We start from the raw sequence: 18,291 nt of genomic DNA, 5'->3' as shown, positions 1-18,291 counted from the left end.
AACTGGCACTTGAATGAGGTATTAGTTATGATAAAAAATCAGTGGTACGGAATTCTTGAGAGTAAAGAGATAAACAAAAATAAACCCATTGGTGTAACACGAATGGGCGAAAAACTCGTTCTTTGGAGAGATGATAAGGGCAACATCAACTGTATTTTTGACCGATGTTGTCATCGGGGAGCATCTTTAAGTGCAGGAACCTTAGTAAACGATACAATCAGATGTCCATTTCACGGTTTTGCCTATGACGGAACTGGTAAAGTTGTTAAGATACCGGCCAATGGAAAAAATGCACCAGTTCCTGATCATTATCAGGTGAATGCTTATGTTGTAAAAGAACAATATGAGTTTATCTGGCTTTGGTATGGGGTTTTCCAGGAAGTTCTTCCGGAAATCCCATTTTTTGAATATCTAAGGGAGGGGTTTTCCTATGGCAGCCTTTCGGAAGTTTGGCCGGTGCACTATACTCGCGCAATTGAAAATCAGCTGGATGTGGTTCATTTGCCATTTGTTCACGGCAATTCCATAGGACGCGGGAATAAAACCATGGTTAATGGTCCAGTGGTCAAATGGGAGAAAAACCGGATGACTTTTTTCGTGAATAATGTGATTGATGACGGTATTTCAATTCCGTTAAAACCTCAGGAAATTGAAAATTACAAAGAATTTTTCAGTCTTGAATTCCAAATGCCGAATATGTGGCAAAATAAAATAAGTGCGGATGTGCGAATAATGGCTATTTTTGCCCCGATTGACGAAGAAAATACTAAGATCTACTTGCGGTTTTATCAAAAGTTCATGAAACTACCGGTCCTAAAACAAATTGTGAATCGGCTTAGTAATGTAAGTAATCGCTATATTCTTCATCAGGATCGGCACGTTGTATTAACGCAAATTCCCAAGAAAACAGAATTGATAATGGACGAAAATCTTATTCAGGGGGATGCGCCAATTATTGAATTCCGTAAAAAAAGAGCACAATTAAAAGGCGAATGAATATAAAAGAACCTCTAAGTTTAGAGGTTCTTTTATATTCATTCGCTAAATAGTTATTTACCTTCCCAAAAAGCTTCAGCTTCCTTTTCCATTTTTTCAAGACGCGTATAGTAATCAGGAAATTCATTTAAATGAGCAAGTGCAATTTTTCCAGTTAGGAACGCATCATCACCAGTTACATTCGTATGGGAGTCACAGGTTCCGTGTTCCAGCTCGACATCCATCCCCATTCGGAATTGTTCAATATCGAATTTTTTCCAGCTGACCCCGAGCATTCTACCCGTTTCCTTTGCCTGTTCAGTTGAAAATACTTTTTTACCTGACATAAAATCACCTCTTCTTTAAAATTTTGAAACATGACGATTTCTTTTGTTGAATTCTAATAGTAGTTAACTCATTATATGCAGTTATCATAAGTTTGTCAATCCTTAAGAATCATCAGATCTATTGTTTTGTATGGTGATAATTGGGTAGCTATTACATATAGTTTGAATGATAGATGGAGGAAACAATGGGATTTAAAAAAGTTGCGCAAATACAAGAGTTTGAGAAAATTGAAAAAAAACTGATCGAATTGGATGAGAAAAAGATTTTATTAACAAAAGTGGATGGGGCTTACTATGCCATATCGAATAAATGCCCTCATATGGGCGGATCTTTGTATAAAGGCACCTTCCAGGATGGAATTATTACCTGTCCCAGACATGGCGCAAAATATGATGCCAAAACAGGTAAAGGAGTGGGAAAACCGAAGATTTTATTTTTGGAGTTCAAAATGGAAGACGATCGCAGTTATCCGGTAAAGGTCGAAGATGGTGCGATTCTGATTGATATCAGCGCAGAGTAAACTTTTAGCGGAGTAAACTCAAAAATGAACAAATAAAAATCCCGACTGTAAAAAGTTATTTTTACAGCCGGGATTTTTTTATATAATGGGGTTCATTTTATGAGATACATGTGTTAATTAATTTCCATCGTTTCCAGCAGCGGCAGAGCCGCTTCCAAATCTTCATCGACCTGGTTTTCAACCAGCTTTTCAAGAATAATCTGAGGATCCATTTCTAATATTGTCCGGTCAGAACCATCGGTTAGGCAAATAATACCGGTAATTGCCGAGGAAATTTCTACTGGTTGAATATCATTTAGATTAATTTCGAGAACACTTACCAGTTTTTCGACTTGAATGGCGATCATTTCATCATCGCACAACTGCAGCAATAGCAGATGAGAGGCGTTCAAGCTGGGCTCATCTTTGTCGAATAAAGCGAGGGCATCAACAACAGCATAATAATGATCATTAAACTCCACAGCACCACGGATGACGGCGTTGGTTCCGGGGACGGAAATGGTCTTGCTGGCTTCTAAAGCTTCAACAACGTAAGATTGTTCCAATCCATAGACCTGGCCATTGATGACAAAGGTGGCCAGTTTTTTATGTTCATTCGTCATTGAGAAGGCGAAATCAGACTGTTCGATTTCTTTGTCATTGGATTTATTGATGGTAATTTCTGTATAATCCGCCATTTTTTCGAAAACAAAGGCAATGACATCATTTTGATAGCCGTCAGAATTTTTATATTCTCGATAACAGGATGAACAGGCACAGCCAATTGAGTAATAGCTATTTTCATAAACTAAAATTTCGGATTGGGTTTTGCCATTAGCTACGGTGAATAGCTCGTCCGGTAAATCTAGAATTTCACCAACTTTATAGGTATCATTGGTTGACGAGAGAATCATTTTTTTACGGTCAGCAAATACTGCAAAGGTGTTGTTATCTGAATGAAGTGATTCTTCCAGGATGGTTTTGAACTGGTCCTCGCTGTCAAAGACAATGCCAATACCGCCAACGGTGCGGTTATAGTTATTAAAGTCAGTAATTGATGCACCATAAATATAAGTATGACGATGATCATACAATTCAGTTTGTTCAAAGGGGGAGACAAAATACTTTTCCTGTTTGGCATTTGCTAGAATTTCACCGATATATGGAGCGGTGAGGGTTTTGCCAATGTCTTCTGTGCGATTGGGGTTAGATACAGCGATAATGGTTCCGGTCTTATCAAAAACAAATAAGCTGCGGTAAACTGTATAAAGATCATTAATGTAAATGAGAATATCGGTCAATTGTTTTTTGTCGGCAGTGGTTATTACATCTTTGGCAAGAATGCGGCGAATCGTCGAATCCAATGCCCACCAACGGCAATCGTTGGCTCGCTCGTAAAGATTTCGATCCATAATGTCAACACAAAGAGAGGCTAAAAAGCTGGTGTCGACAAGGCTAGTTGATACAACCGTCGAAAACAGGTTGGAAACGGAGCTCTGGAAAAGACTGCTGGTGTTGGTGCCAATCCGTCCAATCGCTCTTAAAATCGGCTTTAATCGCGAATATTCGGCATCGATACTGTCATCTCTGGCAATAATCTGACCGTTGTAGACAATTCGTTTTAGTGAACCATTAATGGTTTGGGTCTTATTGATTATTTCATTTAGTTCGGTAGAAAATGAATCAGCCTGGTGCATCAGACCGGTGGTGACGGATGAGTCGATGCTTTTAAGATTTCGATTGTCCCGGAAAGCCAGATGGAGAGGAATCATCACATGACCCTTCCAACCCAGACCATAATATTTTTGATAGCCCTGGGTTGCGATGGTTTTCGAAATATAATCGGATCCCCGATAGTAGACAACGCCGTTAACACCAGATTCAACGGGTTCAACGATGATGCCGGTGGGGACGTGATTTTCATCACTACTGGCGATCACCGTATTGGTATCATCAATGATGGTCATAACAGAGCCATCATAATCATTGGTCAGTTTTTCAAAGATCTGTGCCATTTCATTTTCAAAGCGAAAACACAAACAAATCAGACCTATGGACTGGGAAGTGCCTTCTCGGCAGATACGGCTAGAAAACACATGCGAATTCTTTTCTCCATACTGGAGTTTTGAGTTTTTAAAATATTCCACAAAGCTCTGCTCGCCATCCATCGTTTTGATCAGATTCGGCCCTTTAATCTGTTTTCCCAGGATATCATTTTTATCATCTAGATTTGCCAGCACCCGGTAATTATTATCGAGTACAATGATATCTTCGTAAACAGAATATTTGGAAACATAGTCACGCATCCGTTTTAAAATTAAGCTACGGTCACTGTCAGTGCGATCCTGATTTTCGACAAAGCGACGAATGTCGTCATCGGTGGCCAGAAAACCAATATCAGCAGTTCGTTCAAATAGGTTTCGAATCAGGATATCAATGGCTACCTGGGTTTTCGAAATGATTTTCTGCTCCATCTTTTTCAGTTTTTCAGCAACCAGGGTATCAATCAGTTCTTCCTGTAGATCAATGAAGCCATTTTGAATTTTGGTCATATTGGGGAGAACACTTTTTGATTGGATGGGGCAATTGATTTCGGAAAGCAGTTTAATATTATCCCATTGATCATTGAGATCAGAAATGCTTTTGTTGCATTCCTGGACATCCGGCATATAGGTTAAAAAATCTTTTTGTTTATATATTATCATTTTCAATCTCCTCACTTCATGAAAAAGATGCTTAGCGGCAAGGTCATCCCAAGTTAAGCATCTTTGATATGATTTCATGGTTAGCTAAATGTATCATTATTTTTAATTTTTTGCAAGTTAATATACAAAGAAAAGCAGTTCAGAAAAGCATTTTAACAGTTTTTTGAAGGCCGGATAAGTTAGCGAAATCTGGGACAAGATTTAATCAAACATCAGCCTTTCCAGGAATTCCAGATCATCCTGGTTGGGAAGGTTTTTACTGGCCAGTCGAGCGTCAAAAACCATGATGTATTTATTCTCGGGATCAAATTTTGGCCAGACGATCTGCCCCTTATATTCTTCTTTGAAATTTGGATTGCCATATTTTATGAAGTTAACCCATGACTGCTGCATAATCCAGGACAAATTGCTGATCTTGGTGGCTCGACGCTGTCCGATGCCGTTGCCAAAGACAAAGGGCAGTTCCATGCCATGAGCTGTATTCAGTCCAACTATTTTCAGGATTGTCGGATCAAAATCGAAATTATAAAAATAGACATCTAGTCCTAATTGCGCATATGCTTTTGCCATCATGACCATGCCGATCAGAAAAGCGGAATAGGTATAAATCTCCAGGGCTCGCTCCAGGGGTGAGTGATCAGCATCCACGAAAAAGTGATCCATTGCTTTCGGTGCTTTTTCGGGACCAAAGATATGATAGCAGAGCATCTGATAAATCCCCAGATTGGTATGTCCTTTAATAAATAAGGATGATTCATCGGTGTTATAACCAACCAGAATTTTGACTGGGTTGATTTCGCCATTTTTAAGAGCCTTGACGGGGTCTCTGGGAAGAACGACCCCATCGTAAACCGGCCAGAAACCAAAGGCATTGGGAACCGTGGATTGATCTGACTTAACCATCGAGAGGGCGGCAAAAATATCGCCGGAAAGGGATCTAAGCTGTTCCAGTCCATTTAGGGAATCATCAATGCCGTATAAGTCGCATAAGAGCTTCCCGTTGTCCATGGTCTTTTGTAAGTCGCCCCGATTGAGCGAAGAAAAAGCAGAAATTGAGAAAATTGATCCACTTTCAACCACGGCCTGATGAAAAAGACCTTTAGCCAGCGGCGATAGCATCAGTGCGGTAACACTATAAGCACCGGCGGACTGACCGCCGATTGTGACTTGATCGGGATCTCCGCCAAAGCTTTCGATGTTATCCTGAATCCAATGAAGAGCCTGAATCTGATCCAGCAAACCGTAATTGCCGGTGGTGCCGGCTTCCGCTAGTAACCCCCGGGTCGCCAGAAACCCCAGAGCCCCCAATCGGTAGTTGATGGTGACAACAACCACCCCTTCCTGAGCCATCCGCCCACCATCATAAATCATTTCTGAGCCGGAACCCGAAGAAAAAGCACCGCCGTGGATAAACACATAAACCGGATAGCGTTCTGCGGCAGTGACGGCCGGGGTCCAGACGTTCAGAAACAGACAGTCTTCGCTTTTACCGTCCATTTGATAGGTGCCTGGGGAATCAACGGTAATACCGCCCATCTGCAGAGAAGTATCACCTGGTTTTGAACAATCACGAATCGCTTCCCAGGGTGGCATCGGTTCAGGTGCTTTAAACCGGCGGCTGCCGATAGGAGGCATGGCGTAGGGAATCCCTTTATAGCTGGAAACACTGCGGCGGAATTGCCCCTGAACGGGTCCGCAGAAGGGTTGTAGAATGGGTCTTTTTGGCATGTCTGTTTTTTCGTTAGTAAAAAATGGCATGAAGTTCTCCTTTGAGTTTGATTGACTTGGATTATTGTCAGGCTGATAAAATTGCTCAGGTTAATTTTGAATTATTTATTTTGGTGACTTTGCTAATACTGGTATTTCTTGTTTTGGATACTGAACCGGACTCTGCCGGTAATCGCGATGATAACAGTAGACCGTTTCATAAAATTGATTATGAAGGTCAGTGGCACGACAGTCGTAGCGGAGCATTTTATTTTGGGTGGGAGTCAATAAAAACCGGCTCTTTTTGAGACTGGTTAAAATCGGCAACTGGCCCTGATCCTTAATCGCCTTCAGGATCGCTTGGCCCGTTTCATTAAAACCCAGTACCCGCAGATACGGGACAAAAGATTCTGCTTGAAAAAGGTTCAAGGTTTCTTTATCCAGTTCCAGCAGCCGATTGCATAAGATCCGGCGAACCCGGGTTTGGGGAATCCGTTTAGAGATAATCGCATTGACACATTCGTCCAGATTGGTGGCTGTTTTTAGCGCATCTCTGATTTTGTGTTCCAGGCCTTCACTGACATAGGGGGTATTTTTTAAATGTTTTACATCATTTGAGAGAATTTGCAAGCGTAGGGCATTGAGGAAATAGTCGTCACCCCTGGGATTGTAATTCTTTTTAAATGGCAGAATCAGATCATCGGCTGAATAGGGAAGTTTGTTATCCAATGCTTCTAAAATAGCAGATGCTGATTCCGGGTGAGTAAGGGCATCGTTTAAAATGGTTCGAATCCCAGTGGCACTGAGATACTTGGATGGCAACAGACTGTGATAGTCTGCGCCTTGTCGTTTAACGGTCATTGCATCAATATCACTTTGGGTTTTGTGAAGGGCTTTCAGATATTCAAGAGCCAGGATGTTATTGGGTGTTTTTAAGAGTTGGCCTGTCTCATGACCCAAATAGGAGCGGATCGCCAGTTCTCTGGCTCTGGGAAAGGAAACCCCAGATGATAGTTCCTGTTTAAGGAAGCTTTTAAATTCAGCTGGTTCATGAACAAGTATTTCGGCTAGATTAGTTAGTGGGCGTATTTGCCCGAATTCGGAACCAAAGGAGAGGACATCAATCACCCCAGTGGCGTTAAAGATCTTAATCCCCCCATGGGCAAAAGCTTCGGCACTTTGGCAGGCGTAGCCAAACGGCAGTTCGCAAACCAGATCAACACCGGCGGACAGCGCCAGTCGGGTGCGTTCCCATTTGTTTAGAACAGCAAAGTCGCCGCGCTGAGTGAGGCTGCCGCTCATTAAAACCATAACAGCATCGCATTGACTTGTTTTTTTTGAAGACTCAATTTGCCAGGCGTGGCCCATGTGAAACGGATTATACTCAGCAATAATACCAAGAATTTTCATATTAGCCTCTCTTTTGTTAAAAAAATAGCAATTTTTTCATTTATTATCGAAATATGACAAAAAAATAATAGTATTCTTTGCTTATTACTGTTATTATATAGAACGTATGAAATGTAATCAATAAAAAACTAAAGGAGAGTAATTATTAATGAATGTACTTGTTATTAACTGCGGTAGTTCTTCACTAAAATATCAGTTGCTTGATATGACCACTGAAGAAGTTTTAGCTAAAGGTTTAGTTGAAAGAATCGGTATTGAAGGATCTGTTTTGGTTCACGAAGCTCCAGGTCAAGACAAGGTAAAATTGGAACAACCTATGAAGACACATAAAGAAGCTTTGAATCTGGTTATGGCTGCTTTAGTTGATCCTGCTCATGGGGTAGTGAAGTCTTTGGAAGAAATTTCTGCTGTTGGTCATCGAGCTGTTCATGGTGCTGAAACTTTCTCTGATTCTGTTGTTATTGATGATGCGGTTATTAAGGGCTTGGAAGCATGCTCAGAATTAGCACCGCTTCACAATCCTGCCAACCTGATTGGAATTAATGCATGTCGGGAATTACTGCCAAATGTACCCATGGTTGCAGTATTTGATACCGCTTTCCATCAGACCTTACCAGGTGAAGCTTACATGTATCCACTCCCTTATGAATTATATGAAAAATTCAAGATCAGAAAATACGGTTTCCACGGAACATCCCATAAATTTGTGAGCCAGGCAGCTGCTGAATTAATGGGTAAAAAACTTGAAGATTTAAAATTAATTTCTTGTCATTTAGGTAATGGTGCCAGCCTTTGCGCTATCAAAAATGGAAAATCTGTTGATACATCAATGGGATTAACGCCGCTGGCCGGATTGGAAATGGGAACACGTTGTGGCGATATTGATCCTGCCATCATTCCTTTCCTGGTTAACAAAGGATACACTGTCGATGAAGTTGATACCCTGATGAACAAAAAGTCTGGTGTTCTTGGCGTTTCTGGAATCAGCTCTGATTTCCGTGATGTTGAAGGCGCAGCAAACAGTGGCAATAAACGTGCTCAGTTAGCTCTGGATATTTTCCACTATCGGGTTCGTACGACAATCGGCGCTTATGTTGCCGCAATGGACGGCGTTGATGGCATTATTTTCACTGCCGGTTTAGGAGAAAACTCAACAACTTCCCGGGCCGCAATTTGTGGTGGTTTAAAATACTTAGGTATTACTTTAGATCCCGTTACCAACAGCAAACGTGGCGAAGCGACAGTTATCTCTGATAAAGACTCAAAAACAACGGTAATGGTTATTCCAACCAATGAAGAATTAATGATTGCCAGAGACACCCTGGCTTTAGCTAAATAATGTAAAGTATTTCACTTGACAAAACGGGTAATCGTCTATATAATGATGATTGCCCGTTTGGAGTGATAAAATGAATTTTGAAATCAATAAGCTATTGCAGGAAAAAATAATCCCTTTTGAATTTGTTGTAAAAAATACGGATTTAAATGATATTGAGGGAGAACTGGATGAAAATGGCGCCTTAGTGCGTGGAACCATTGAGAAAATATCGAAAGGTAATTTTCTGGTGACCTTCACCCTTGAGATGACCATGATCTTTCCCTGTGCGCGTTGCCTAGAACCAACCCCCATCAATTGTCTTTATGACTATACGGATACGGTAACGGTTGAAGATGATGAAGCAATACTTGATTTATTGCCCATCGTTGAAGAATGCATTTATATTAATGAACCTTTCCGTGTACTGTGCAGTGAAGATTGTGCGGGTTTGTGTCCAAAATGCGGCAATAATTTAAATCACGAGCAATGTGAATGTGACAAATTTGGTGATTATGATCCGCGATTTGAAGCGTTGAAAAATTTATTGTAAGTGAAATGACTTTACTATTAGGAGGTGTGAGTGATGGCTGTACCAAAGAGAAAAACTTCTAAGTCCAGAAGAGACAAAAGAAGAACACATTACAAATTAAATATTCCAGGAATGAGTACTTGTCCAAAATGTGGTGAAATTAAATTGCCTCATCGAGTTTGCAAGTCTTGTGGCACATACAAAGACGTTAGCGTTATCAGCTTTAACGAATAAACAGAGTTTAGACTCTGTTTTTTCTCTATCTGGGATTATTTTTAACCCGGATAATTTTTACTGATAGTATTTACTGAATAGATTTTTTCTGGGATAATAGACAGATATAAAGGAGGGCGTTTATTTTGAACATATTTTTAGATGCCATGGGTGGCGATTATGCGCCCTATGAAATCGTCAAGGGTGCTATTGATGCCGTAAAAGAATATGACGTCAAGCTGACCCTGGTGGGTCGCAGGCAAGCCATTTTAGATGAGCTTTCAAAATACGATTACCCTAATGACAAAATAGAAATTCTACATGCGGAAACGGTCATCGAAAATACTGAAGAACCGGCCATGGCGATTCGCCGAAAACCGGATTCATCATTGGTGGTGGCGTTGGAAGAAATGAAAAACAGGGAAAATGCAGTACTGATTTCGGCAGGAAGCACTGGAGCACTTTTATCCGGCGGGCTTTTAAAATTGGGTCGGATCAAGGGTATTAAACGGCCAGCTCTGGCGGCGACTTTGCCCAAAACAGATGGCGTGTTTGTGCTCATCGATACCGGTGCCAATGCCGATTGCAAACCAGAATATCTGGAACAGTTTGCCCAATTGGGAAAAATTTATTCAGAAAATGTTTTAGGTAAAACAAATCCGGGGATCGGGCTGATTAATATCGGTGCTGAAGCAAAAAAAGGCAATAGTCTTGTAAAAGCCGCCTACGAGCTTTTAGAAGCTGGCGAATTTAATTTTTTGGGCAATGTAGAAGCACGCGATATCCCCGAAACAAAGGCCGACGTGTTAGTCTGTGATGGATTTACGGGTAACATCGTATTGAAATTAACCGAAGGCATTGCTGAGTTTCTGCTTAAGGGAATGAAGACCTCAATCATGAGCAATACCAAAGGTAAAATTGGAGGAATGCTGATTAAAGACAATTTAAAAAGCTTTAAAAAACAATTTGACTATGCTGAATACGGCGGCGCCCCCTTTTTAGGCGTAAAGGGTGGCATTATTAAAGCTCATGGCAGCAGTGATGCCTTTGCCATCAAAAATGCGGTCAGACAGAGTATCAAGTTTATTGAAAATGATGTGTTGCAAAAAATAACCGATAATGCGAAAAATATGGAGGCTTAAGTCATGGATGAACGATTTTTAAAAGTTACGGCAATTATTTCAGAACAACTTGATGTTGATATTGAAAAAATTACCCTTGAAACCTCACTCATTGATGATCTGGAGGCAGATTCACTGGATGTAGTTGAGCTGATTATGGCATTCGAAGATGAATTTGGAACAAAAATTGACGAAAGTGCATTAGAAAATATTCAAACCGTTGAAGATATTATTAACGCAATTTCCTAAGCAAACAAAAGGGTGTCGCTGTGAAACACCGGCACCCTTTTTCAATAAATTAGGACATTTGCGCCAGGTCTTGTTCGGTTTGGTTTTTTTGATGGGGAATAGCGAGAAATGTCCAGGTGACATCTCGTAATCGATAAGGGGGGATATTAAGTGACAATCGAAGAAAAAATCGATTACCGTTTCAAAAAAAAGGATTTATTAAAAGTAGCATTAACGCATAGTTCACATTCAGGAAATTCAACCAACAACGAACGACTTGAATTCTTGGGGGATGCAGTATTGGAACTGATTATCAGTGAGTATTTATTTTTATCTCACAAATTATCCGAGGGTAAAATGACGAAAATCCGTTCCAATATTGTATGTGCCGAGTCGCTTTCCAAGGCTGCCTATGAGCTCCAGTTGGGGGATCATATCTTCTTGGGAAAGGGTGAAATTGTCACCGGAGGGCGACAGCGAAAATCGAATCTTGCCAATGCATTTGAGGCCCTGATCGGGGCTGTTTTTTTAGACAGCAATTTCGAAATAACCCGGAAAGTCGTTCTGAAAGTGTTAGAAAGCAATATCCAGTTGGCGTTGTCCGGTGCCCTGGTTAAAGACTATAAAACGGAGCTGCAGGAGTATATTCAGAAAAACAATGACAATGTCATTGAGTATGTCCTGGATCGTTCCGAAGGACCCGAACACAACAAGACCTTTTATATTAAATTGATCTTTAATGGTGATTGTGTGAGCCATGGCATTGGCAAAAGCAAAAAAGAAGGCGAGCAGGACGCTGCCAAAAACTATTTACTTAAGACTAAAAAACTAAATTGAGGTGCGGGCTTGTATTTAAAAAAATTGCGATTGTCGGGGTTTAAATCATTTGCAGACCCTGTAAGCCTTGAGTTTTCAGAAGGTATTTCTGCAATTGTCGGCCCTAACGGCAGCGGAAAAAGTAATATCACCGACGCCATTAAATGGGTCTTGGGTGAGCAGAGTATTAAATCCCTGCGGGGCAAAAAAATGGAAGATGTTATCTTCTCAGGAACAGAAAAAAAACAAGCCTCTGGTTATGCCGAGGTTGTTTTGATTTTAGACAATAAAGATGGCTCGTTGGAAAACTATCCCCAGGAAATAGCGATTTCACGCAAACTATTCAGATCCGGGGAAAGTGACTATGCCATTAATAAAAAAAGCTGCAAACTAAAAGAGATTCACAGTATTTTTATGGATACCGGTTTGGGAAAAAACGGTTATTCATTGATCAGCCAGGGTAGTATTGAAAATATTTTGTCGAGCAGTCCCACTGAGCTGCGGAATATTTTTGAAGAAGCAGTGGGCATTGTTTCCTATAAAACAAAAAAGAATGAAGCTGAAAAAAAACTGGAGCAAACCCAGGGGCATTTGGATCGACTTCGGGATATTATGACAGAAATCGAAAAACAAGTGGGACCTTTAAAAAACCAGTCCCGGAAGGCTAAAAGCTGGTTAACCCTTCATGAGGAATTAAAGACCGTTGATATGGTGATCTTTTATCGGAAAATGAGCCGTGCCGTCACGGAACTGGAAGAATTAAAAAAGAATCTTGAAGACCAACTAAAAAGCTGCGAACAAATCGAGGCAACGATCCAGAAAAAAGATGAGCTGTATCAGAAACTGACCATCGAGAATCGGGAGTTGGATCTGTTAGCCGATGCGGAAAAGAAAAATCTATCGGCGCTCAGAGCTGACTTCGATCAGGTTCAGCGGGAAGATATCCGTTGTAAAAGTCAGTTTGAAGCCAATGAAATAACCCAGGAACGCTTAAAAACTGAAGGTGAAAGCTTGTTAACCCGAATGGCTGCAACGCTTAAGCGGATCAATGGGCTGGAACTTGAAAAGAACGTCCTGGTGCAAAATCTTAAGACCCAGGAGTCGGCCTGGAGTGAACTGGAAAACACCCTTAATCTTTTATTACATCAAGAACAGCAAGAAAAAAAACGGATCAAAGCCACTCAAGATGCCATTCTAAATCAGCAATCGCTTTGTGAAAAACTTGAAATCAAGCGTTTTGAAGTTAAAACTTCGATTCAGGCGGCAAAGACTGAGGCGTCTTTTATTGAGAAATATCTGGATGAAACTGGGGTCAGTCAGGATCAAGTCGCTGCCGATCTAAAGCAGCAAAAACAAGAGATGAGTAGTCTGTTGGCAGAAAAAAAGCAACGGGAAGACCGCTATAAACTGTTGCAAACCCAATATAATAATGATTTGAGCGAACAGCAGAAACTTCAGAATCAGACCCATCTGATTTCTAATAATTTAAAGGTTAATGCTTCCAAGGTGGAGTATTTAAAAAATATTCAAAAAAATTATCAGGATTATTTTCCGACTATTCGAAAACTGATGACTTCGGAAAAGTTGTTGGGTGCGGTGATCCATGAGGTTTACGGGCCGGTTGGCGAACTCATCTCTACTGAAGCCAGATATCTCCAGGCCATTGATATTGCCTTAGGCGCAAAAAGTCAGAATATTGTCGTTGCCAGCGTCAAGGTTGCCAGCGATTGTATTAATCTGCTAAAGCAAGAGCGCCTTGGTCGGGCAACATTTTTACCCCTGGATAATTTAAAATACAGTTCAATCGATGACCGAACCCGAGCAATCATTAAAAATATTCCCGGGGTGGAGGGAATTGCCAGTGACCTGGTTAAAACCGATACAGCCTATACGTCTGCCATTGAAAGTCTTTTGGGACGAATCATCGTCGCCAGAGACTTTGCTTCGGGAAAAGATATTCAGAAGAAAATGGCGTCTAAATTTACAGTTGTCACCCTGGAAGGTGAACTGTTTTATCCCGGCGGAGCCATTGTCGGGGGACAAAGCAAGGATAACCGACAGTCGCCACTTTCTAAAAAAATCGAAATCCAGAATCTCGAAAAAGAAATGGATCAGCAAAAAATAGCGATGGATGCGATCAAGAGCCAGGATGTGATCTCACAAAAAGCATTGACCCAGGCGGTTGAGCAGTTAAAAGAGCTGGAAAATCAGTATAATCGCTGCAAACAAGCCCTGTGGGAGAAAAATAAAACGATTGAAGATCTGACCGGAAAGCAGCGTGAGAGCACTCAGGCGATTTCGGTGCAAAGACAAAAACTGCAGACGCTCAGTCAGAAACAGGAACAGTTAAACAATGAGCTAACGGAAATCGAAGCGGCATACAATCAGGCCAAAGAAGCCACAAAGGGTCAGGAATCTGATGATCAGGCTCAGGAGATCAGACAGCAGCTGGATGATTTTCGTTTAAAAATATCAGAAAGCCAAATGATTATCACCCAAATCAAAGGCGAAATTGCTGGGTTTGATCAGCAAATCGTCTTGATGCAGGAACAATTGACGCACCAGACGGCCAGAAAAAGCGCTCTGGAAGCAGAGATAGGGGGCTATCAGAATGACTCCCAGGAACTAACCCGGCTTCAGGAAAAACTTGGGGCTGATCACCAACGCTTAAGCAAGATGATTGAATCCCATCGAGACAAAAATAAACAAGCGGCGGAGCTTCAAAAAACCAACGCTCAGCGACTGGAAACGCTGCAGGAAGAAATAAAAAATGACAATCATCAATTGATTATTGACAACGACAGGAAAAATACCATTTCCACCCAATTAAACAGTCTGCAGTTGCAGATGAACCATTGGGAAGAGAATATCTACAAGAGCTATGAAATCAACTTTTTAATGGCCGAAGATGCCTATCAGCAGCTGGAGGCAGAGCACCGGCTTGATGAGCTGGATTTATCCGAAGAACGTCAGCGTACCTTAAGAGAAAAAATTGGCGCATTGGGGAACGTGAATCTCAACGCCATTGAAGAGTACGAGGAAATTCTCACCCGGCATGACTTTATGAAAGAGCAAATGGATGATCTCAAAGCCGGAAAAAGTGAGTTGTTAGACATTATCAATACCCTGTATGACGCCATGACCGAGCAGTTTAAGGCTAACTTTATCAAACTTCAGGAGAACTTTACCCGAATCTTCAGCATTTTATTTGAAGGCGGCCGGGCTTATCTGGAGTTTACCGATCCCACCGGCGTGCTGGAAGGGGGAATTGAACTGGTGGCGCAGCCGCCAGGAAAACGGCTGCGCCATATTTCCCTGCTTTCCGGAGGTGAAAAGTCAATGGTTGCTATTGCTCTGCTCTTTTCCTTTTTGGAAATTAATCCGTCCCCTTTTTGTGTGATTGATGAGGTGGACGCCGCTCTGGACGATCATAATATATACCGTTACATCACCTATCTCAAAAAAGTCGCGGAACATAATCAGTTCATCACGATCACTCACCGTCGTACCACCCTGGAAGTGTGCGACAATCTCTATGGGGTGTCGATGTCCAAGGATGGGGTGTCCCAATTGGTGTCGGTTCGACTGACGGATTACGCTTAAAATGATGGTCAGGGGAAATTTCAAACTAACCCCAAATAATACTCACTTAGGCAAGGTTCTAAGGGGTTAAAACGAAGGAGGCAATTATGGAATTAAGTTTATATGAACGGATGCGCAACAAACTGTTCAAAACGGCGGACAATTTCAAGGAGAAAATTGAAAATGTCATGTATATGGGAAGCTTTGATGATGATTTCTTTGACGAGCTCGAGGAAACCCTGATTCTCTCGGATTTAGGTGCTCAAACCTCAGTGAAAATCACGGCGGCGCTGCGGGCTAAGATTAAGGAAACCCGCTCAAAAAGCAAGGAAGAAGTAATGGGCTTTCTCAAAGAAATTCTGGTTGAGATGGTTCAGGTGGAAACCGAAAAACCACAGCTACCGACGATTATGCTGATTGTTGGCGTTAACGGGGTGGGAAAAACCACCTCAATTGCCAAGCTTTCCGAGCGCTATAAAAAAGAAGGTAAAAAAGTTGTTATTGCGGCCGCCGATACTTTTCGGGCCGCGGCGGTGGAACAACTGGATGAATGGGCGAGACGAGTTGGGGTAGATATTATTAAAAGCACTACCGGTGCAGATCCAAGCTCAGTTATTTTTGATGCCATTGGCGCAGCCCGGGCTCGTAAGGCCGATATTCTGATTTGCGATACCGCTGGCCGTCTGCATAACAAGGTTAACCTGATGAAGGAACTTGAAAAGATCAGCCGGGTGATTAATCGGGAAGGTGAAGGGTTCTCGATTCATAATTTAATGGTATTAGACGCCACCACTGGTCAGAATGCCATTAACCAGGCCAAGGTCTTTCATGAGTGTGTCGAAATCAAGGGGATTGTCCTGACTAAGCTGGATGGAACCGCCAAAGGCGGCATCGCGATTTCGATTATTGATGAAATGCAGATTCCCATTGAATATGTTGGCATTGGTGAAAAATCAGAGGATCTCATCGATTTTGATCCCAAGAAATTTGTCGATCTGTTATTTGAGTAAAGGGTCTTTAAGATTTTGAAGAAATGTCCAGAATAACGCTAATAAAAGCTTGACATTTTTGCTGCCAAGACTTACAATAATGAGGTCGTCAAGTAAATTTCCTTTACGACGATGATGAAGGTGCATATGGAAAAAAAAGTAGGGGAACAGTATTTATTTGATTTTTATGGTGAACTGCTAACCACTAAACAGAAGCAGATCTTAGAGTATTACTACGACGATGACTATAGCCTGGCAGAAATTGCCGAGGTGATGGCAGTTACCCGGCAGGGTATTTTTGATGTCATTAAACGCTCTAAAGCCATGATGGAAGCCTATGAAGAAAAACTGGGACTCATCGCCAGGTTTTTAAAATCTCAAATTCTTCTGGAAGAAATTGAGAAAGTTTTATTGGATTGTGCTGATCGGGAAAAAGACGAACGGCTTAAATCTGAATTGATGCTGGTGGTTGAAAAACTGAAAAATGTCAGTGAAGAAAACTAGAGGTGACAGATGATCTTTGAAGGATTAAATGAAAAATTTCAAACTATTTTCTCCCAATTAAAGCGCAAAGGAAAATTAAACGAAAAAGACATCCAGGAAGTCAATCGGGAAATTAAAATGGCTCTTTTAGAAGCCGATGTCAATTTCAAAGTTGTTAAGCAGTTCACCAAAAATATCGGCGAACGAGCGATTGGGCAAGAGGTGCTTAGCAGCCTGACCCCGGGACAACAGTTTATAAAAATTGTTAAAGATGAAATGACAACCCTTCTGGGTGGCGAAATTGAGCGCATGGACTTTGTCCAGGGACGCCAGAATGTTTATATGATGGTAGGTCTCCAGGGGGCTGGTAAAACAACCACAGCGGCCAAGCTGGCCAACCTGTTGCGTAAAGAAAAAAAATTCAAACCCTTGCTGGTTGCCTGTGACGTTTATCGTCCAGCGGCAATTAAACAGTTGGAAATTCTCGGGGATGAATTAAAGATTGACGTCTATTCTGAACATGATGTAAAAGATCCGGTGGGCATTGCCAAACGGGGACTGCAAAAAGCGATCGAAGGCCATTATGATCTGGTGATCATTGATACCGCTGGTCGATTGCAAATAGATGAAGCACTCATGGATGAACTGGTCAATATCAAAGATACTATTAATCCTACGGAGATTTTATTAACCGTTGATGGGATGACCGGGCAGGAATCGGTCAATGTTGCCAACGAGTTTAATCGCCTCCTTGATATTTCGGGGGTAATCCTGACTAAACTGGACGGAGATACCCGTGGTGGGGCGGCCTTATCGATTACCTATACGATTGGCAAAGCCATAAAATACATTGGAACCGGTGAAAAATTAACTGATATTGAACTCTTTTATCCAGATCGGATGGCATCGCGAATTTTGGGAATGGGGGATGTATTATCCTTTATTGACAAAGCCCAAAGTATGATGGATGACGAAAAAGCCAAAGAACTGGAAGAAAAGTTCAGAAATCAGGATTTTGATCTTAATGATTTTTTGGATCAGATCAAGCAGATCGAAAGTATGGGCTCCATCAGCAGTTTACTGGAAATGATGCCGGGAGCCAATAAAAAAGCATTGAAGAATGTGGATTTATCTGGCGCTGATACCAAAAAAACCGAGGCCATCATCTTATCCATGACGCAGGAAGAACGACATAAGCCAGGGATCATTAATGCCAGCAGACGAAGACGAATCGCGTTGGGAAGCGGCACCATGGTTGCGGATGTGAACCGGTTGTTAAAGGGATTTGAACAATCCAAAAAGATGATGAAACAAATGTCAAATCCGAGCATGGCTAAAAAAGGACGCATGAAGCTTCCATTTATGTAA

The 18,291-nt window shown here is 41.5% G+C and carries 16 protein-coding genes; 12 read left to right on the top strand and 4 right to left on the bottom strand.

Features of this window, described 5'->3' with window-relative positions; all coding sequences use genetic code 11:
* Positions 1 to 27: 27 nt before the first annotated feature.
* Positions 28 to 996 (top strand): aromatic ring-hydroxylating dioxygenase subunit alpha, encoded by a 969-nt coding sequence (locus tag Q7J41_RS05355; RefSeq protein WP_304885959.1) that lies wholly within the window; start codon positions 28 to 30, stop codon positions 994 to 996.
* Positions 997 to 1,049: 53 nt separating this feature from the next.
* Here the strand turns inward: Q7J41_RS05355 and Q7J41_RS05350 are convergent, their stop codons facing one another.
* The gene (locus tag Q7J41_RS05350) at positions 1,050 to 1,322 is read right to left on the bottom strand and encodes a DUF5661 family protein (protein WP_304885956.1); all 273 of its coding nucleotides are present in this window, start codon (positions 1,320 to 1,322) and stop codon (positions 1,050 to 1,052) included.
* Positions 1,323 to 1,507: 185 nt separating this feature from the next.
* Here Q7J41_RS05350 and Q7J41_RS05345 point away from each other — a divergent pair, with 185 nt between their 5' ends.
* The gene (locus Q7J41_RS05345) at positions 1,508 to 1,843 is read left to right on the top strand and encodes a Rieske (2Fe-2S) protein (RefSeq protein WP_304885955.1); all 336 of its coding nucleotides are present in this window, start codon (positions 1,508 to 1,510) and stop codon (positions 1,841 to 1,843) included.
* Between the two features lie 113 nt (positions 1,844 to 1,956).
* On the opposite strand, the gene Q7J41_RS05340 is transcribed toward Q7J41_RS05345, so the two are convergent.
* The 3 genes from Q7J41_RS05340 to Q7J41_RS05330 all read right to left on the bottom strand — a co-directional run bounded on the left by Q7J41_RS05340 (position 1,957) and on the right by Q7J41_RS05330 (position 7,644).
* Positions 1,957 to 4,527, bottom strand: coding sequence for a chemotaxis protein CheW (locus Q7J41_RS05340; protein ID WP_304885953.1), 2,571 nt, complete (start codon positions 4,525 to 4,527; stop codon positions 1,957 to 1,959).
* Positions 4,528 to 4,728: 201 nt separating this feature from the next.
* Positions 4,729 to 6,285: a carboxylesterase/lipase family protein gene (locus Q7J41_RS05335; RefSeq protein WP_304885951.1), complete on the bottom strand. Its 1,557-nt coding sequence runs from the start codon at positions 6,283 to 6,285 to the stop codon at positions 4,729 to 4,731.
* Between the two features lie 75 nt (positions 6,286 to 6,360).
* Positions 6,361 to 7,644 carry a nucleotidyltransferase gene (locus tag Q7J41_RS05330; protein WP_304885949.1) on the bottom strand — a complete coding sequence of 428 codons (1,284 nt, stop codon included), beginning with the start codon at positions 7,642 to 7,644 and terminating at the stop codon, positions 6,361 to 6,363.
* Between the two features lie 148 nt (positions 7,645 to 7,792).
* Here Q7J41_RS05330 and Q7J41_RS05325 point away from each other — a divergent pair, with 148 nt between their 5' ends.
* The 10 genes from Q7J41_RS05325 (at position 7,793) to ffh (ending at position 18,291) form a co-directional block, all read left to right on the top strand.
* Positions 7,793 to 8,983 carry an acetate/propionate family kinase gene (locus Q7J41_RS05325; RefSeq protein ID WP_304885947.1) on the top strand — a complete coding sequence of 397 codons (1,191 nt, stop codon included), beginning with the start codon at positions 7,793 to 7,795 and terminating at the stop codon, positions 8,981 to 8,983.
* Between the two features lie 70 nt (positions 8,984 to 9,053).
* Positions 9,054 to 9,512 carry a DUF177 domain-containing protein gene (locus Q7J41_RS05320; RefSeq protein ID WP_304885945.1) on the top strand — a complete coding sequence of 153 codons (459 nt, stop codon included), beginning with the start codon at positions 9,054 to 9,056 and terminating at the stop codon, positions 9,510 to 9,512.
* A gap of 33 nt (positions 9,513 to 9,545) precedes the next feature.
* A complete protein-coding gene (gene rpmF, locus Q7J41_RS05315; RefSeq protein WP_084504954.1) occupies positions 9,546 to 9,725 on the top strand; it encodes a 50S ribosomal protein L32 in 180 nt (59 codons plus the stop codon).
* 125 nt (positions 9,726 to 9,850) lie between these two features.
* Positions 9,851 to 10,846, top strand: coding sequence for a phosphate acyltransferase PlsX (gene plsX, locus Q7J41_RS05310; RefSeq protein WP_304885939.1), 996 nt, complete (start codon positions 9,851 to 9,853; stop codon positions 10,844 to 10,846).
* A 3-nt stretch (positions 10,847 to 10,849) separates the two neighbouring features.
* Entirely contained in the window at positions 10,850 to 11,074 is a 225-nt protein-coding gene (gene acpP, locus Q7J41_RS05305; RefSeq protein ID WP_026394766.1) for an acyl carrier protein, read from the top strand.
* Positions 11,075 to 11,224: 150 nt separating this feature from the next.
* The gene (gene rnc, locus Q7J41_RS05300; protein ID WP_304885936.1) at positions 11,225 to 11,890 is read left to right on the top strand and encodes a ribonuclease III; all 666 of its coding nucleotides are present in this window, start codon (positions 11,225 to 11,227) and stop codon (positions 11,888 to 11,890) included.
* 9 nt (positions 11,891 to 11,899) lie between these two features.
* Positions 11,900 to 15,472, top strand: a complete 3,573-nt coding sequence (gene smc / locus Q7J41_RS05295) for a chromosome segregation protein SMC (protein ID WP_304885935.1) — start codon at positions 11,900 to 11,902, stop codon at positions 15,470 to 15,472.
* A gap of 86 nt (positions 15,473 to 15,558) precedes the next feature.
* Entirely contained in the window at positions 15,559 to 16,461 is a 903-nt protein-coding gene (ftsY, locus tag Q7J41_RS05290) for a signal recognition particle-docking protein FtsY (RefSeq protein WP_304885933.1), read from the top strand.
* A gap of 126 nt (positions 16,462 to 16,587) precedes the next feature.
* The gene (gene ylxM, locus Q7J41_RS05285; RefSeq protein ID WP_304885932.1) at positions 16,588 to 16,944 is read left to right on the top strand and encodes a YlxM family DNA-binding protein; all 357 of its coding nucleotides are present in this window, start codon (positions 16,588 to 16,590) and stop codon (positions 16,942 to 16,944) included.
* 9 nt (positions 16,945 to 16,953) lie between these two features.
* The gene (gene ffh, locus Q7J41_RS05280; protein WP_304885930.1) at positions 16,954 to 18,291 is read left to right on the top strand and encodes a signal recognition particle protein; all 1,338 of its coding nucleotides are present in this window, start codon (positions 16,954 to 16,956) and stop codon (positions 18,289 to 18,291) included.

The organism is Acetobacterium sp. (genome assembly GCF_030652775.1).
In the GTDB taxonomy this organism is placed as follows: Bacteria; Bacillota; Clostridia; order Eubacteriales; family Eubacteriaceae; genus Acetobacterium.
Note: the sequence above shows the minus strand (reverse complement) of the source record. Positions and strands in the feature narration are given on the sequence as shown.

Bases quoted from the DNA above. Each gene is read 5' to 3' on its own strand.
- Q7J41_RS05355 (WP_304885959.1), top strand. From the start codon at position 28: ATGATAAAAAATCAGTGGTACGGAATTCTTGAGAGTAAAGAGATAAAC.
- Q7J41_RS05350 (WP_304885956.1), bottom strand. From the start codon at position 1,322: ATGTCAGGTAAAAAAGTATTTTCAACTGAACAGGCAAAGGAAACGGGT.
- Q7J41_RS05345 (WP_304885955.1), top strand. From the start codon at position 1,508: ATGGGATTTAAAAAAGTTGCGCAAATACAAGAGTTTGAGAAAATTGAA.
- Q7J41_RS05340 (WP_304885953.1), bottom strand. From the start codon at position 4,527: ATGATAATATATAAACAAAAAGATTTTTTAACCTATATGCCGGATGTC.
- Q7J41_RS05335 (WP_304885951.1), bottom strand. From the start codon at position 6,285: ATGCCATTTTTTACTAACGAAAAAACAGACATGCCAAAAAGACCCATT.
- Q7J41_RS05330 (WP_304885949.1), bottom strand. From the start codon at position 7,644: ATGAAAATTCTTGGTATTATTGCTGAGTATAATCCGTTTCACATGGGC.
- Q7J41_RS05325 (WP_304885947.1), top strand. From the start codon at position 7,793: ATGAATGTACTTGTTATTAACTGCGGTAGTTCTTCACTAAAATATCAG.
- Q7J41_RS05320 (WP_304885945.1), top strand. From the start codon at position 9,054: ATGAATTTTGAAATCAATAAGCTATTGCAGGAAAAAATAATCCCTTTT.
- rpmF (WP_084504954.1), top strand. From the start codon at position 9,546: ATGGCTGTACCAAAGAGAAAAACTTCTAAGTCCAGAAGAGACAAAAGA.
- acpP (WP_026394766.1), top strand. From the start codon at position 10,850: ATGGATGAACGATTTTTAAAAGTTACGGCAATTATTTCAGAACAACTT.
- ftsY (WP_304885933.1), top strand. From the start codon at position 15,559: ATGGAATTAAGTTTATATGAACGGATGCGCAACAAACTGTTCAAAACG.
- ylxM (WP_304885932.1), top strand. From the start codon at position 16,588: ATGGAAAAAAAAGTAGGGGAACAGTATTTATTTGATTTTTATGGTGAA.
- ffh (WP_304885930.1), top strand. From the start codon at position 16,954: ATGATCTTTGAAGGATTAAATGAAAAATTTCAAACTATTTTCTCCCAA.